11 protein-coding genes are annotated in these 16,733 nt (G+C 38.6%); 4 read left to right on the forward strand and 7 right to left on the reverse strand.

Translation table 11 applies throughout. The features are described from left to right. Nucleotides 1-63 precede the first annotated feature (63 nt). The 5 genes from EDC17_RS06810 to EDC17_RS06830 form a co-directional block, all read right to left on the reverse strand. Nucleotides 64-2,004: a CHAT domain-containing protein gene (locus tag EDC17_RS06810; RefSeq protein ID WP_132777347.1), complete on the reverse strand. Its 1,941-nt coding sequence runs from the start codon at nucleotides 2,002-2,004 to the stop codon at nucleotides 64-66. 717 nt (nucleotides 2,005-2,721) lie between these two features. Beyond that, nucleotides 2,722-3,132, reverse strand: coding sequence for a hypothetical protein (locus EDC17_RS06815; RefSeq protein WP_132777348.1), 411 nt, complete (start codon nucleotides 3,130-3,132; stop codon nucleotides 2,722-2,724). A 428-nt stretch (nucleotides 3,133-3,560) separates the two neighbouring features. Further along, on the reverse strand, nucleotides 3,561-5,423 hold the full coding sequence (locus EDC17_RS06820; protein WP_132777349.1) for a M1 family metallopeptidase: 1,863 nt from the start codon (nucleotides 5,421-5,423) through the stop codon (nucleotides 3,561-3,563). 91 nt (nucleotides 5,424-5,514) lie between these two features. Next, nucleotides 5,515-5,934, reverse strand: a complete 420-nt coding sequence (locus EDC17_RS06825; RefSeq protein ID WP_132777350.1) for a DUF983 domain-containing protein — start codon at nucleotides 5,932-5,934, stop codon at nucleotides 5,515-5,517. 28 nt (nucleotides 5,935-5,962) lie between these two features. Further along, complete coding sequence (locus tag EDC17_RS06830; protein ID WP_132777351.1) at nucleotides 5,963-6,811, reverse strand: AraC family transcriptional regulator; 849 nt, start codon at nucleotides 6,809-6,811, stop codon at nucleotides 5,963-5,965. Nucleotides 6,812-7,057: 246 nt separating this feature from the next. Here EDC17_RS06830 and EDC17_RS06835 point away from each other — a divergent pair, with 246 nt between their 5' ends. From EDC17_RS06835 to mfd, 3 genes are all read left to right on the forward strand, one after another. Beyond that, complete coding sequence (locus EDC17_RS06835) at nucleotides 7,058-7,501, forward strand: hypothetical protein (RefSeq protein WP_132777352.1); 444 nt, start codon at nucleotides 7,058-7,060, stop codon at nucleotides 7,499-7,501. 199 nt (nucleotides 7,502-7,700) lie between these two features. Further along, entirely contained in the window at nucleotides 7,701-8,126 is a 426-nt protein-coding gene (locus tag EDC17_RS06840) for a nuclear transport factor 2 family protein (protein WP_132777353.1), read from the forward strand. A gap of 79 nt (nucleotides 8,127-8,205) precedes the next feature. Further along, nucleotides 8,206-11,541, forward strand: a complete 3,336-nt coding sequence (mfd, locus tag EDC17_RS06845; RefSeq protein WP_132777354.1) for a transcription-repair coupling factor — start codon at nucleotides 8,206-8,208, stop codon at nucleotides 11,539-11,541. Nucleotides 11,542-11,670: 129 nt separating this feature from the next. Here the strand turns inward: mfd and EDC17_RS06850 are convergent, their stop codons facing one another. Continuing rightward, complete coding sequence (locus EDC17_RS06850; RefSeq protein WP_132777355.1) at nucleotides 11,671-14,169, reverse strand: M14 metallopeptidase family protein; 2,499 nt, start codon at nucleotides 14,167-14,169, stop codon at nucleotides 11,671-11,673. Between the two features lie 117 nt (nucleotides 14,170-14,286). On the opposite strand from EDC17_RS06850, the gene EDC17_RS06855 reads away from it, so the two are divergent. After that, nucleotides 14,287-15,471 (forward strand): trans-sulfuration enzyme family protein, encoded by a 1,185-nt coding sequence (locus EDC17_RS06855; RefSeq protein ID WP_132777356.1) that lies wholly within the window; start codon nucleotides 14,287-14,289, stop codon nucleotides 15,469-15,471. A gap of 54 nt (nucleotides 15,472-15,525) precedes the next feature. On the opposite strand, the gene EDC17_RS06860 is transcribed toward EDC17_RS06855, so the two are convergent. Further along, nucleotides 15,526-16,647, reverse strand: a complete 1,122-nt coding sequence (locus EDC17_RS06860) for a TlpA disulfide reductase family protein (RefSeq protein WP_132777357.1) — start codon at nucleotides 16,645-16,647, stop codon at nucleotides 15,526-15,528. Between the last annotated feature and the right edge of the window lie 86 nt (nucleotides 16,648-16,733).

The following is a 16,733-nucleotide window of genomic DNA, read 5'->3' on the forward strand; positions in this document are numbered from 1 at the left end:
ATCATCCATAAACCACAAGAACCTGAAGGACCTGTACCCACAAAACTATAAACGAATTATCGCTTAATCAAACATGTAGTTTATAGGGCGGATACCGTTAATGGTCGAAGTGCGTATTACATGACAAACAAATTCTAACCAATTCTTATGGATTACATTTTGCGCCGCAGATTTCAACTTTACCAAAAGTCTAAAATAAAGCATAGTTCCATTGTCTACAGAAATGGGTAAAAATGTCGAAGTGACTGAATAGGCTCCCACTTGAAAAAACGCATTTGCAATCGGGTTCATCGTCCCATATGTTGGAGCTGTACCGCATGCTGACAAAAAGATCAAAGGAGCCACAATACCATTTTTCACAATATCATCTCCTTTAAGCTTTTCGCTTCCAATGTATAGAAATGAAGAATTCGTACTTTCATCAAACCCGCCATGACAATCAAAAATTATAAAGCTTGGTCTTATTTTTTCTACTTCTCTTTTTACATCAGAAATGCTTTGACATTTAGCAATCTTAAACCCGATCTCATTTTGGTGTTGTTCAATGAATAGTTGCCATTTTGTAAACTCTGCTTCTTGACAACCAAAAATTACTAAAGTCTTTTTGACAATATCCTCATCAACAACAAAAGTAGTTTCTCTATTGCTTGAATATAAGGACATTAATCCGTGCAAAGAGGTTTCCGGTAGCCGACAAACATCATGTGTAAATGATAGAGGTATCCCTCCGATATTCATCCATTCAACTGGAATATCAGATATAACAACAATCTGACTATCTCGTAATTTAATTACATTTTGAATCTTTTCACTTAATGTACGGTTAGCAAGTTTTCTACCGAAATTACTTATAGTTTTATTAAGCTTTTTTCTAGTTTTATTACTTAAATACTGAGGGAAGTTACTAGGTTTAAAAAATGAAAGTTCTCTATTTATACTTTTCCCAATTAAAGGTAGTCTAAGTATAGGTGAGTAAGTAAAAGAAGCATGTAAAAAACTAATATTATCTAAATAAGATAAACGCATTTGATTGAGATGAAGAGCAGGCGTAACATCAATTTCCTTATCGTCTTCAGTGGTGATTTCAATAGTATAATTACTTGACTGTTCCAACAATAATCCGGTAAGGGTTCCTCTATTATATCTATTTAGATCTGGATTATGAAATGGAGCGACAAGAATTAAGGGAGCAAACTTCGGTGTATTCTTTAAAGGCAATTTAACAAGCTTTTCAGAATATGCCAACTTTGTAAAATAATCAATTATTTCCAAAGAATTTACAAACTGTTCCTGGCGTTCAAAAGTATTTCTGTTTAATATTGCTTTAGTAGAAATCTCTTTATGCTTTTCAATCGCTTCGGCTTCATCAAAATCTCTACCCATACAAAAATTACCAATAATATTTCCAGAGATGTATGCATTATTCTGAATTGGTAAAAAGAATGGATAGTTCGCAAATGGTTTAAGGTCTAAATCTAAAGATACATCGAACTTAAAGAATTCGTCAACATAAGGGCTTTCTTCTGAAAGATTTTTCTTTATTTTCTCTTCTTCTTCTAAAATTCTCCTTAAAAACTGTTGTGGATTATCAATAATTTGAGGATTGTGTTCTCTATATTTTTTTTTATTATAAAAACTAAAGAAAGTTAAATCTAATCCAGCCTGTAACATTAATTTAAACTTTTCAAGATGTAAATTATCCGAACCATCAAAAAAAATTAATCGAACTCTATTTGCAGACAATACATCGTCTTTAACATCTTCAAAATAACGGATATTGATAACTTTAAAATCATAGCCAAAATTTGAAGCAGTCTGTAAATGAAATCCGTAAAAATTAATTGGTCTGACCAGCTGCATCAAATCCATAGGCAATTTAGAAATAAATTCTACTACTCCATTATTTAATGAATCGGGTGGAAAAAATGTTATAAAACGCTTCTCATCACTTGAAAAAACTATATATTCAATCGAGGTTAAAGATGTATTGATTTCAATTGCCATAGAAATGTTAATAAAGCACTAATTTAATTCATTTTACCATATAATGTTTGGTTTTGTAGTTGTGTAGTCTCGTAGTTGGGTACTTTTCAAACTTTCTTCAAAGCTTTATAATCCTATTGTCAAAAAATATAGAAAATTCTATGTTTTCTATTTGTTACTTTTTGGGTGTAAGTTGTTGATATTTAACCTAATTAAACATACTGGGTGCCCGCTCAATTTGTTAAAAGGCAAAGTTAAGCTTTGTTAATGGTTATTCCGAAATAATCCTTAATCTAAGGAATAATCAATTTTCTCTCTAAATGTATTCGAATCATTTAAGAATCTTAAAATAGCATCATGATCTTCGTAATCTAATTCTATAATTTCCTTAATTGCTAATTTTTTGTTTTGGGAATTATTGTAATAATTTTACAAGTGACATAGCCAATAAAATAACCAAGGTCTTTAACAGTAGAGACATTGTGATTATGAAACCAATCTTCAAAATCCGTGTTAAATAAATTTTTACGAAAAGCTTCTAATACAGTTGAATAATTTGCATGGCCATATTGGGTGTATTTAAAGTTGATAGGTTTTTCCTATTACAAGCTCTGCGATAAAATCACATCCCCCTCATAAATAGCATTTTTTAGCAAGTTATTATCGTTGATTGATTTTTGTTGTGTATGTACCTATTCATGCATAGCAACAAATTCAATACCACCGGATTCAGCATTTTTATATTAATCTTTTTTTCTGAGATTGATATTCAGAAGTATTTATTGTTGAATCTGAGAAAGCCAATTCAAACCCTATTACTAAATTCTTATTTATAGGTTTACCACCACCTGAGTTTCCAAGTCCTATGCATAGATAAAGATTAGCGGATTGTGAGTTAGGGTAAAGCTTTTTGAAGTTTTTAAGATATTTCTTTATTCTATTTTTATCGGCTTCTAACGATTGTGTTTTTGTTCTTAAAGAATTCCAAAATTTAGGATAGCGAAGTATTGCATTAACGTAAACTGAGTCGGTGTATTTCATTATTCTACAATTCTCCTTTAGACCATGAGTACCCAGATCAAGATAGTTTGACTGAATGATGTTAAGTTGATCATTATAAGAATTAGATTTATGTACATCAAATTTCATAGAAAATCAAAAATTCTAATAATTGATTAACAAACCCATTTGACATAAATTTATGCACCTAACTTGTCTTTCATGTAAAAATATTTCACGATTAAACCTATATTATTCATACCGTCTAAATACCTGAATTGCAATTATTGACTAATCTTGGCACAATAATTTCTTGTAAAACATTGATAAGATTAAAAAAAATGACTCGATGTTGGAATATATAAGTTTTAGAGAAATAAAATAAGAATAGATTCCCCTTACATTATAAACAAACACATAATTATGAGACAAATTATACTTTGTGTCGCCATGCTCATTTGTTCTATCTTCATGTATGCACTTATCTCTGTGTTAGAAAATAGCGAGGAAAATATAAGTCTTACAGGATGGAATAACTATGAAATTAAATAGGCCCACAGAAATGTGGACCTATTTAATTATTGGGCTTCCTTAATATTGTCTCCGTGTTCGATATCCGCCAACCTCTGCGTTGGATCAATCCAGGCTTTTGCGATTTCTTTATTCACTTGGAATGAATAAGTTGGTTTCGTCCAAAACCAATCTGTTAAAACTGTACGCTGTATACCTTTATAGATATCATATCCTTCAGAAGGCTTAACCCCGCGCATCTCGCGCAAAGGAATATAGAACAATTCTTTGCTTCCATCCTTATATTCTACCAAAATATCCAGGGGCATTGCTAGATCTGACTTATTCTGGATCTGAATGGTTTGATTAGAAATATCGCCAATCGCATAATCGATTTTACGCGTCGTATTTATAAACAAGTTGAAATACCATTTTAAATTAATACCGGACACTTCTTCAGCTACACGTTTGAAATCATTGGGCGTAGGATGCTTAAATTTCCATACTTCATAGAATTTCAAAAATGTTTTCTCCAAATTTTCTTTTCCGATGATATATCCTAATTGCTCCACAAGTACAGCACCCTTATTATAAGCTTGATTCGAATAAGCATAGTTCGTATTGTAATAATCGGCTAGCAAGCTCATAGGTTCCTCTTTGCCAGACAATGCCAAACGATAATATGCTCTATAGGGAACCATAACAGGATTGGTCGGTATAGCGCCCTTTTTCTCAAAAAGTTCGTGCATACCCAGCTCTTCTATGTAAGACGTAAAACCCTCGTCAAACCACTCATCCACAGTTTCATTGATCCCAAACAAATGCTGGTACCAGGAGTGAGCTGCTTCGTGAAAAATAACATTCACAAGACTCTTAAGGTTTCGTCCTCCCGTAACTAAGGTAACTGTCCCGTACTCCATACCACCATCACCACCTTGTACGATCGTATACGTTGGCCACGGATACGCGCCGAAACGTCTACTGGTCAGGTCAAAAAACTCTTTGGCAAAGCCTAGCGCTTGTTTCCAATTGGACACAACCTCTGAGCTAGAAGGCAAATAAACGATGTATAGTTTTACTCCGGCATTCGTAGTTGTGGAGTCGACCACAAATTTAGGGTCTGCACCCCATGCGAAGTCGTGAATATTGTTTGCTTTAAAACGCCATGAAGCTTTGTTCTTTTTCGCTTTGACTTTGGTATTAGATACATATCCTTTTACTTCTGTTGGATTTTGCAATACGCCTGACGCCCCCAACACATAATCTTTATTGATGTGAATTGTAACATCGAAGTCTCCAAAAGGTGCAATAAATTCTCGGCCTACATACTCATCTAGATGCCACCCAAATTCATCAAAATGTGCCATCTTGGGATACCATTGCGTCATCGACAGGGCTACCCCCTCTTTGGAATTACGTCCACTGCGGCGAATCTGCTCCGGAACTTGGGCTTGCCATTCCAGTTGGAAAGTCGTCTTGGACCCATCAGCAATAGCTTGAGGCAAATTCACCTCCAGAATGGTGCCGTCTACTTTGAAAGTCGCAGGCGTGCCATTTACTTTTATTGAAGAAATTTTTTGATAACCTATTTGATCAGGCGTCAATTTAGAAATGCGGCTTTCTAACACCGGCTTTTCTTTGGTTCCTATATTTTTCACCATACGAGCATCGGGGTCGGAGATGGAAGTCAACCGATGATCCATCATGCTACCCGGTTGGAATGCATTGAAATAAAGGTGGAAATAAACCTTAGACAGAGATTGTCCTGAATTATTACCATAGACCAAAGTCATAGCCCCATTATACTGAAAGTCTTTTTCATTGACATCAATGTCCATGGTATACTTAACGTCTTGTTGCCAGTAACCTTTACGCTGTCCAAACACCATAGAGGACAAGGCCATACAAAGTAGAAGTGCAAAATATTTCATATCGAAGTAATTGATTGAAAATAAAATTAGGGATTAATCCCACAGAAGAGATTCATCCCTATTATATTGTTACAAAATAAAGATATTTTGGTTAAATATCTTCCTTATTCGGCATTAAATAATACTTTTCTTGAAATTTGAATTGCGGGGTCATCCAATAAAGAAGCACAATGCGCGAGTAACGATAGTTAAATGGCGCCATCAGAATTGCAATAGCAATCGCCACTGTAAGGTATAACCATGGAGATTCCAAATTGCCTGTAAGAATGTAAGTAGCCACACTAGCGGTTACCAATTGGGCTACGACAAAGGCATAACTTACATACATCGCCACATAAAAATAGCCCGGCTCCTTCTCAAATTTGAGCCCACAATGCGGACAATTTTCACGCATCTTTTTTGATTTGAAACTTAACAATGGAGCGCTAAACATTTCCCCCTTACGACATCTTGGACATTTGCCTTCTATTGCACTTTTCCATTCACTCGGTATTGTATATTGTGTAGACATATTAATAGATATAATTTTCTTTTTATTATTATTGATGACGACGAAACTCCTCTGGTGTCACGCCAACTACTTTCTTAAAAAACTTGGTAAAGTACGAATTATCATTAAAATTTAGTTCATAAGCAATCTCAGCCACCGAATAATCCTTAATGATCAGCAAACGCTTAGCCTCCAAGATGACGCGGTCACGTATAAGTTCGCCCGCAGACTGCCCGAGCAGCTCCTTGCACAACGCATTCAGGTGATTCGGCGTGATATACAGCAACGCTGCATAGGCCCTCGGCAGGCGCATAGTCTTAAAGTTTGCTTCGATGAGATTTAAGAAATTGCGCAAGAGGGTGTGATTGTACGAATTCGATTCTGCCGTAAAACTTGGTGTACGTCGCAGATTCAAAAGATTGAAAAGATAAAATAGCGACGATGTCACGTAGTCAATACCCTGCCTGTTGTCATGTAATCTCTCCAAAATTTCCCTTACCAATTCGCGATCCTGCTCCTCGACAACAAAAACACCATCACGCACCAATCCCGAAAAAAAACTCAAAGAGGATAAGTAATCTGTCCGTATCAAAGTATTCTTGAAAAGGTCCTTGTGAAAATTAACTACATACCCTTTCATCTCACCTTCGAAGTCCCATATATGTATCTGACCCGGCGACATAAAATAGATCTGCCAAGGCTCCACCTCGAAGCGCTCAAAATCTATACTATGGTTTCCAGCACCAGCAGTAAAAAGTACAAAATGGTAAAAATTATGTCGATGAGGAAACACCAAATTGGCATTGCGCTGTAGATAAGTCTCCAACCCCTCAATCATGATATGCCCATTTCGCTTATCGGAAACACTACATTGCTCTATTACAGGAACCTTTGCCATTACAATACAAAGATACAGTGATTTTACCACTCCTAGTGGTAGTATTAAGTCTTTTAATGGTACTTTTTACAGATAAGTAAATATTACCACAATTCACTTCTATAAATATCAAGTCTGCCTATTTCTTGCTATCTTAGTTGCATGTCATTACACAAAGACCCAGAACTCAAAGAAGCCGTACTGCAACTTCCTCCCAAAGAGAAGGACAAACTTCTTGTGCGCCTCATTAGCAAGGACAAAATGTTGATGAAACAACTCCACTATCAGCTCCTAGAGAATGAAGACGACTTAGGCGATCGCATAGTAGCCCTGCGTCAGAAACTTCAGGACCTCCTGGAGCCCTCGCACTCCGGGATAAAAAATGTAGCCATGTATTCCAACTACAGATCACTGACGGCTCTCCTTCGTCAAGCCAGTGGAATGATCACCGAGCATGAGAAGATAACAAAAGACAAATTTAGTGAGGTAGAATTTCGGTTGTTGATACTTGCATTGGCCTTTGAACATTACCCGATACTATTCCAAAAAAGCTATGTGTCTATATCCGACAAATTACACCGATACGTCGCTACGCGCATCCAGTCCACACGCAACAAGTACGATAAACTACACGAGGACTTGCAGTTTGACCTGAGAGATCTCTTCGACAAGGTCGAAACCTTTGCCAGTGAACACCCCCAGTTGGCATAGCCTCCTTAGATTAGTTTATTCCAGAGACCTCATCTAGTGCATATTCGATTATCGGTAGATATTTTTAGGAGTATTTTGCCGAGTAGAGCCCGCTATTTACCGAATTTCAGCACCATTCTGTCGAAAGCTTATTCTTCCGCCTTCCCTTGCGTTATACCTTTATCATAACAAAAAACAAAAAATTAAAAATCAAAAAGTTATGAAAAGAAATATCAAAACCATCGCAGTATTATTCATCGCATTAGTAACAACAGTTTTTTATGCTCATGCAGATATCAAACCGTACAAAGACCTAGACAGCAAAGAAGTTATTATGAACTACGTAGGCGCCTCCTTGTTAGGACATTCTGATTACACCAAGTATATGTTTGCGGACGATTTTACGTATTCCAATACAGCTAACAGTGATGTCCATGGGAAAAAAGAATATTTAAAGTTCCTTAAAGATGTAAAGTCTTTGAAGCTAAACTGTACCCAACAGTTGGAGGTTCTGGATCAAATGGGTAACACCGCCATTGGCAAAGTAACTATGGACTTCGGTCACTTCTCTAGAGTAGATTACATCACTTTAATTCTATCAGAAGAAGGCTGGAAAATCAGTAAAGTAGTAACGACATATCCTTAAACATAAATCTATCCAAAGTTATAATGCAGTGAGCCTCTCTTAGATTTTTACTAACTTTGGGAAAAACATTGGGACTTAAGTGAATATTCAGGAAATCTTAGCACATTACGGACAGACAACGCAAGTAACTTCACTTGTAAAAGCAATTCAATCAAAAAATCCTAAAATCCAACTCAAAGGGCTTATTGGATCATCGGATGCCATGGTAGCGGCTTCTGCTTATCAGTTACAAGTGCGCCCCTATGTGTTTATTTTACCTACACACGAAGATGCTTCTTATTTTTTGAGCGACTTAGAAAGTTTGTTTGATAAGCAGATTTTGTTTTTTCCGTCTTCCTATCGTAAATCTTTTGATTTTACGCAGCTGGATAGCGCCCATGTGTTGCAGCGTGCCGAGACGTTAAGTTCGTTGAATCATACTTCGGAGCTACCCAAAATCGTAGTCACTTACCCTGAAGCAATCGCCGAAAAAGTTATCAACCGTACCGATTTAGAGAAAAACACCTTAGCAATTACACAGAATACAAAGCTGAGCATTGAGTTTATCAATGAATTCTTGTACGAGTACGATTTCGAAAGAGTGGATTTCGTCTATGAGCCGGGACAGTTTGCGATACGTGGTGGCATAGTGGATATATTCTCATTTTCCAATGATTTGCCTTATCGCGTGGAATTCTTTGGCGATGAGATCGAGAGCATCCGTACATTTGATATCGAGAGCCAGCTATCGGTGAATAAGATACATACGGTGACGATTGTGCCCAATGTACAAGCTAAGTTTTTGGCAAGTAACCATATTTCCCTACTGGAATATGTTGACCGAGACACAGTAGTGTGGATTAAGGATGTGCAATTCACACTGGATGTTATCCAAGAGGGTTACAAAAAAGCTTCACAGCTTTGGAAAGCCTTATCGGAAGCAGACCTCAAAGCCAATCCGGATTTAGTAGACCCGCGGTTTACGTTTACGGACGACAAAAACTTTGGGTCTATGTTGTTCGATTTTCCCAATGTGGAATTTGGGAAGCAATTTTTCTTTAAGGCGGATGAGGTTATTACTTTTGACACCCATCCACAGCCTTCGTTCAATAAGGATTTCAACTTGTTGATACACAATTTCAAGGACAACGAAAGCAAAAAGATACAGAATCTGATATTTTCGGATTCGACAAAGCAGGTGGAGCGTATTTACGCCATCCTAGATGATATAGACAAGTCCGTAACTTTCACGCCAGTGTACAAAGCACTACGTGAAGGCTTCCGGGATGACAGCATTAAATTGGCCTGTTATACCGCCCACCAAATTTTTGACCGTTACTATAAATACAAACGCATAAAAGCCTACGAGCGCTCGCAAGCAATTACACTGAAGGAATTGCGTGATCTCAAGCCGGGCGATTACATCACACACATCGACCACGGTGTAGGTAAATATGCCGGTCTAGAAAAGGTTGATGTCAACGGCAAAACGCAAGAGATGATTCGTCTGATATATGCAGACAATGACCTTTTGTATGTCAATATCAACTCCCTAAACCGTATTTCCAAATATTCAGGTAAGGAAGGAACCGTGCCGAAGATGAATAAATTGGGCACGGATACTTGGGACAAGCTTAAAAAAACAACCAAGAAAAAGGTTAAAGATATTGCGCGTGACTTAATTAAACTTTATGCGGTGCGTAAAGCACAAACAGGGAATGCCTTTAGTCCTGATTCCTACTTACAAAAAGAACTTGAAGCATCCTTCATCTACGAAGACACGCCGGATCAAGAAAAGGCTACAGCCGATGTGAAGCGTGACATGGAATCACCGCATCCGATGGATAGATTAGTCTGTGGAGATGTGGGTTTTGGCAAGACCGAAGTGGCAATCCGCGCAGCTTTCAAAGCTGTAGCAGACAGCAAGCAGGTGGCTGTATTGGTGCCCACTACCATTTTGGCCTTACAACACTTTCGCACATTCTCGGAACGCTTAAAAGGCCTACCCGCTAATATTGATTACATCAACCGCTTTAAGTCGACAAAGCAAATCAAGGAGACTCTACAGAAACTTGCCGAAGGAAAAGTGGATATTATCATTGGTACCCATCGGTTGGTGAGTAAAGATGTGAAATTCAAGGATCTTGGATTGATGATAATTGACGAAGAACAAAAGTTTGGCGTTTCAGTCAAAGAGAAACTAAAAGTGATGCGCGCGAATGTAGATTCGTTGACACTGACCGCAACACCTATTCCACGTACGCTCCACTTTTCGCTGATGGGAGCACGTGATCTAAGCATTATTTCTACGCCTCCTCCGAATAGACAACCGGTACAAACCGAATTGCACGTATTCAATGAGACGCTAATTCAAGAAGCCGTTTCTTACGAGATTGACAGAGGTGGTCAGGTGTTCTTCATTCACAATCGTGTGGCGGATTTGAAGCAACTGGGTGCGATGATACAAAAGCTAGTACCTGGGGCGCGCGTAGGTGTAGCTCATGGCCAGTTGGAAGGTGATGACTTGGAAGATGTGATGCTGAAATTTATCAACCACGAATTTGATGTTCTCGTTGCTACGACTATTATTGAGGCAGGATTGGATATACCAAATGCCAATACGATTATAATCAACCACGCACATATGTTTGGATTGAGTGACTTGCACCAGATGCGCGGTCGCGTAGGGCGTTCGAATAAAAAAGCGTTTTGTTACTTGTTGAGTCCTCCGATGTCTACCCTGACTCCAGAAGCATACAAACGTCTTTCGGCGATCGAGGAATTCTCGGAGCTCGGTTCGGGTTTTAATGTCGCTATGCGTGATTTGGATATTCGGGGTTCGGGCAATCTGCTGGGTGCCGAGCAGTCGGGATTTATCGCGGAGATTGGTTTTGAAATGTACAATAAGATTTTGGACGAAGCGGTTCAAGAGTTGAAGGATGATGAGTTTGGGGATCTATTTGCTGACGAGCAAAACCGTAAGTATGTGTCCTTTACGCAGATTGACACCGATTTGGAAGTGATGATCCCGGACGAGTATGTGACGAATATTGGCGAACGCTATAACTTATATAACGAGATTGCGAAACTGGAGAATGAGCAGCAATTAACAGCCTTTGAGAAGGAATTAGAAGACCGATTTGGTCCTATTCCTGCACCTGTATTTGAACTATTCAACACGTTGCGCTTGCAGTGGTTGGGTAAAGAGATTGGGTTCGAGAAGATTATGTACAAAAAACAGACCCTCAAAGGTTTCTTTGTCAATAATGCCAAATCCAGCTATTACGAATCCGAACAGTTTGGAAAGGTATTGGCATTTGTAGGCGCAAACCCATCGATTAGTAATTTAAAAGAAGTAAAAGGACAGTTGCGCTTAGCATTAAGCAATATTACAACGATAGATTATGCTTTGCATTTGTTGAAGCAGATGGTTTAAATAAGCAAATCGTCATTTCAAAAGAAACACCGTGGAGTGAGAAATCTAAACGATTAGTTGTTAAAACTTTAGATTTCTCTATTCCGTTACATTTCATTCGAAATGACGACCATAAAATGGCTGATAGCTTTAATCCACTTGAAAAACAGCATTTGCCATTACCAGCTTGCCTGAATCCCAAAAATTTCGGAACAAAACATTATCCACGAGATAAACGATAGTGCCTGCCCCTACGGATTCTGTTCCGAAGACTAAACCATTTTTAATTTGCTTGCTTAGGTGCTGACCTACAAAACCACTCATTAAGGCATTCTCATGGATATAACCGACATTCCAGCCCGCACCATCTTTATAGTATTGATAAAGCGTTCCGTTTTGACGTAATGTATAATATTCTTTGTTGCCGTACATTAACGGATGTGTAGCATCGAAGTCCACTTTGTAAATCGCACCAGCTGTATATTCTTTCAATGATTCGCGCTCACGATCAGCATAAGGCTTCAATGGGTCTTCCTTGGCCTTTGCAGTAGTATCCTGCTTTACAGGCTTAAGCTTTACCCAACTTTGCGCGGAAAGCTGCGCTACTGCACTTTCTAGTGCAATCACCTTACCGCCTGCACGTAGCCAATTGGCAAAATTTTCCCCCTGCGTCTTATCATTTAAGAAAGGATAACTTCCGCCAGGCATAATAAACACATCTATTTCTGACCATTTGATACGTCCTATATCTTTCGGATGCACCAAAATAATAGGGTATTGCAATTGTTGATCGAAATAGTGCCACACTTCGCCAACATTCAAAGCGCGTTGACCTTCACCAGCTAGCATAAGAACTTTAGGCGCCTTGATAGTTTTTACATCTGAACTACCCAAATCCTTTGCTCCTTCGAGGATGCCCGAACTGATGGTATATACCTTGACACTGTGTTTATCCGCTAGTTCCTTTAAAGATTTCTGGATCTCCTGTGCCTTATTTGTAGAAGACATAACCAACAACGAACCACGCGGAAAATCTTCCCCATTTAATTTGAAAGCATAGTCCGAACGCTTCACACTTATTTTCTTTTGTAATAATGATGCTAACAGCTGAGCCGACGAAAAACCATCCCATTTAATAGCATAGCCAAAACTATTGCCTATCGTATTATTCACTTTCTCAAGCGCATACGGCTTGATACCGCTTACTTTGGTTTGACTCGCGACACCTTGAAGACCATATACGTAAGGCATCGACCATGCAGTGATATCATATGTGACAGAGTCCTTCAACTTAGCTTCCGGCTCAAACAAGACGCGCACCAACGCAGCTTTGGGTTGGTTGCCCGGAATTACCAAATCTTTAGTCTTGGCCGTATAAGTTGTGGATTTCTTAGTTGAATAATCAAGTCCTTTGAAAGTTCCTTCTGCAGTATAGTAACGGATATTATTTTTGTCCATCAAATCCAATAACGACCGAATGCGTGATTCATGATTTGGCTCATATTTAATAATATAACTTTGAAAAGATGCCAACTCACCGCTGTTCGCTTTGGTATAGAAACTTTTAAATTCTTCCACGACTTTGGAGGAGTTTTGTGACACGATTTCCACCAAATTCATACCTGATGCATGATGTTGTATAGCTCGATCTACCAAAGTCAGCGTATCTTTCTGATCGGTATACACGCCCAAGCCAGCAGAACTATTTCCCGCTTTCTCGTACGTCATACCAATAGCACCTGAATATATCGGGTAAGTATCGCCGTAGGATGGATAGAATAAGTCAAAGCGTTCTTTGGTAAAATACAACCAGCCTTTTTGATCAAAATATTTAGCATTGTGCTGCCCGATGGTCGTTTGAAACTCTCTTTGCCACGGTGTTATCACTTCATGCAGTGGTTCAGCTGCAGGAGGGAAATAATAAGGCGCGTTAATACCCATTTCATGGAAGTCAATATGAATATGTGGCAACCAAGCATTGTAGATTTTCATACGTTGCTGACTTTCTACTTGAGTCTGCCATGCCCAGTCACGATTTAAGTCAAAATAATAATGATTCACACGCCCTCCAGGCCACGGTTCGCTATGTTCCCTCGCATATAGATCGGGATGATATTTGGCTCCTAGAATTCCATTTTGCCAATTATTATAACGCTCAGTTCCATCAGGATTCAGACACGGATCTATAATTACCAATGTATTTTCTAATTGCTTTTGTGATGCAGAATTTTGCTGATTCACCAGTTGATATAAGGTCATCATGGAGGACTCCATCGAAGAAGTCTCATTCCCATGTGCATTGTTACTCATCCATATGATGGCAGGCATATCTCGCACGGTCCCACTTCCCTTTGTCTCTCCCGCAATTTGTAAATTACTTTTCCGAATATCCTCTAGCCTTGATATATTCTTACCAGAAGAAATAAAAAATACATACATGGGTCTTCCTTCAAAGGATACCCCATATTGCTCATACTTCACCTGATTGGGAACCTGAGTAGACACATGCTTGTAGTATTCCAACACTTTCCAATGCGGTGTAATCTTGGTCCCTATTTGATATCCTAAAAATTCTTGGGGAGACTTAAGTTGCGCCATCGCTAGTGAACTTAAGCTGCAGGTAATAATAAAGGCTAGTATTCTTTTCATATTCTAGTTAACAATACTGCAATATAGAAATAAATCTATTTAAATCTTACTTGTAGACGACTGTTTTGTCACTTGTATTTAATGGATATTTTTTAGCTTTGAGAAAACCTATTACAAATGAGAAAGACGGAAACGAACTTGATACACATGGGTGAAGAGCACAACCAGACAAAGGCTGTAGTTACTCCCATTTACCAGACCTCTACCTATTTTGCGGATGAGGATTTGGATCAATATATTACGGCAGCGACCACACCTAAACATCCTGAATTTTATCATCGTCATGGCAACCCGACGAATAGTCAAGTAGCCGCAATCGTGGCCAATCTAGAAAAGACTGAAGATGCCCTCGTGCTGGCCACGGGAATGGCTGCAATTAGCACTGCTATACTGGCCATAGTAAAAGCAGGAGATCACATCGTCGCGCAAAACGCACATTACTCAGGCGCTACCCTTTTCTTGAAAGACTTTCTATCCGAATACGGCGTTACAGTTACGCATGTGGACCAAACAGACAATAATGCTTTTGCACAAGCGATCCAAGAAAACACCAAACTTATCTATATAGAAACACCTTCTAACCCCAACTTAGATATTACAGATTTAGAATATGTTGGAAAATTAGGTAAGGAAAGAGGCATCATTACGATGGTGGACAATACATTTTCTTCACCGATCAATCAAATTCCTGCGGAATTTGGGGTTGACGTTATCGTGCACAGCGCCACGAAATATCTTGGTGGTCATTCCGATCTCACAGCAGGCATAGTCTGCGGAAGCAAAGAATACATTACCAAAGTATGGAGACGATCCATTACTCTGGGAGCTAGCTTAAGTCCTTTTGACTCCTGGCTGTTGCTTCGTGGTTTAAAAACTCTAAGCTTACGTGTAAATCAAATTAATGCGAATGCGCTAGCTTTGGCCAAATGGCTAGAACAAAATTCTGCAATCAAGAAGGTGGCCTATACTGGACTTGAATCCCACCCACAGCATGCATTAGCTGCTAAGCAAATGAAGGGGCATACCGGAATGCTTTGCATCGAAGTCGCTGGTACAGATGAGTCTCAAGAATTTAAAAATGCACAGACTATATTAAGCAACCTTAAAATTTTCGCCAATGCCGCAAGTCTTGGAGGAGTGGAATCTTTGGTCGTTCACCCAGCAAGTATGTGGGGCGCGCACCACTCTTCTACACAGAAGAAAGTTTCGGGTATCACGCGAGGAATGTTGCGTATATCAGTCGGCATCGAACATATTGACGATATTATTGCCGATTGGGAACAAGCCATATCCCATATTTAAATAAAAAAAGCCTTGAAAACATATTCAAGGCTTTTACAATATTCATTAGGATGTCTATTTTAATAGCTCTTCTAATTTAGCTTCCAACGCTTCTCCTCGAAGATTTGAAGCTACAATCTTACCGTCTTTGTCTAACAAGAAATTTTGTGGAATACTACGCACAGAATACAATGCTGCAGCATCCGATTTCCATCCTTTTAGGTCCGACACTTGAGGCCATTGCTCTAATTTATCATCCGCAATAGCTTTTAACCATGCATCTTTTTTGCCTGGATTATCCAATGAAACACCTAATATGGTGAACCCTTTTTCTTTATATTTATTAAAAGCGGCTACCAAATTTGGATTCTCTTGGCGGCATGGTCCACACCATGATGCCCAGAAATCTACTAGCACATACTTCCCTCTTAACGACGATAAAGCAAGTTGGTTGCCTGCTGTATCTGGTAAAGAGAAATCCGGAGCAATAGCCCCAACGGCTACAGTCTTCAAACTTGCGATTCTTTCTGCCAATGATTTACCCTTATCACTAGACTGAAGATCCGCTGGGAAAGATTTAAAATATCCTTCATATTCTACCACATTGTCAGCACCAAGATTTTGATCAAGTATGTTCAGAGAAATATAGTTTTTTGCGGATTTGATATAATCGGCATCTATCGCTTTAAGTTTATCAAAAAGAGGAACAATCTCCTCACGAAGACCATTTACAAACTCTTCATCTTCGCGTTGTTCATCTGTAGCGGCATAATACTTCTTATTTACCCCTTCAATAGCATCTTCAGTCTCCTTCTTTAAGGATTTAAGCTTAGCAAATTCTTCATTCAGCGTATTACCCGAAACCTTTGCTGTCTGCAGCGAAGATCCTTCAATATTAATAACTCCTTTAGAAAGATAGACAGAACCGACATCCGGATTGTTTAGCTGACGAAGCGGCGACCCATCTTCCGAAAGTACTACATAGGCTTCCACAGGATTAGCTACTGTACCGTTTATGGTAAATTGTCCATTTGTGATGGCTGCTGAATCTAGTTTGCGCTGTCCCCCATCGACATATTGTAAGTATACTTTAGCGGGTGCATTGTACGAAGCAATTTTACCTTTTAATGTAAAATCTTCTTGAGCAAATGTTAATGCTGGAATACCAGCCAACAATGCAATTAATATATTTTTCATTGTGATAAATTTATTTGTTGCCATATATGGTTAAATATACAGCGAATATTTTGTGTTATTTATTATTTGTCTGGTTTTAACGCTCA

The organism is Sphingobacterium alimentarium (genome assembly GCF_004342685.1).
Classification (GTDB): domain Bacteria; phylum Bacteroidota; class Bacteroidia; order Sphingobacteriales; family Sphingobacteriaceae; genus Sphingobacterium; species Sphingobacterium alimentarium.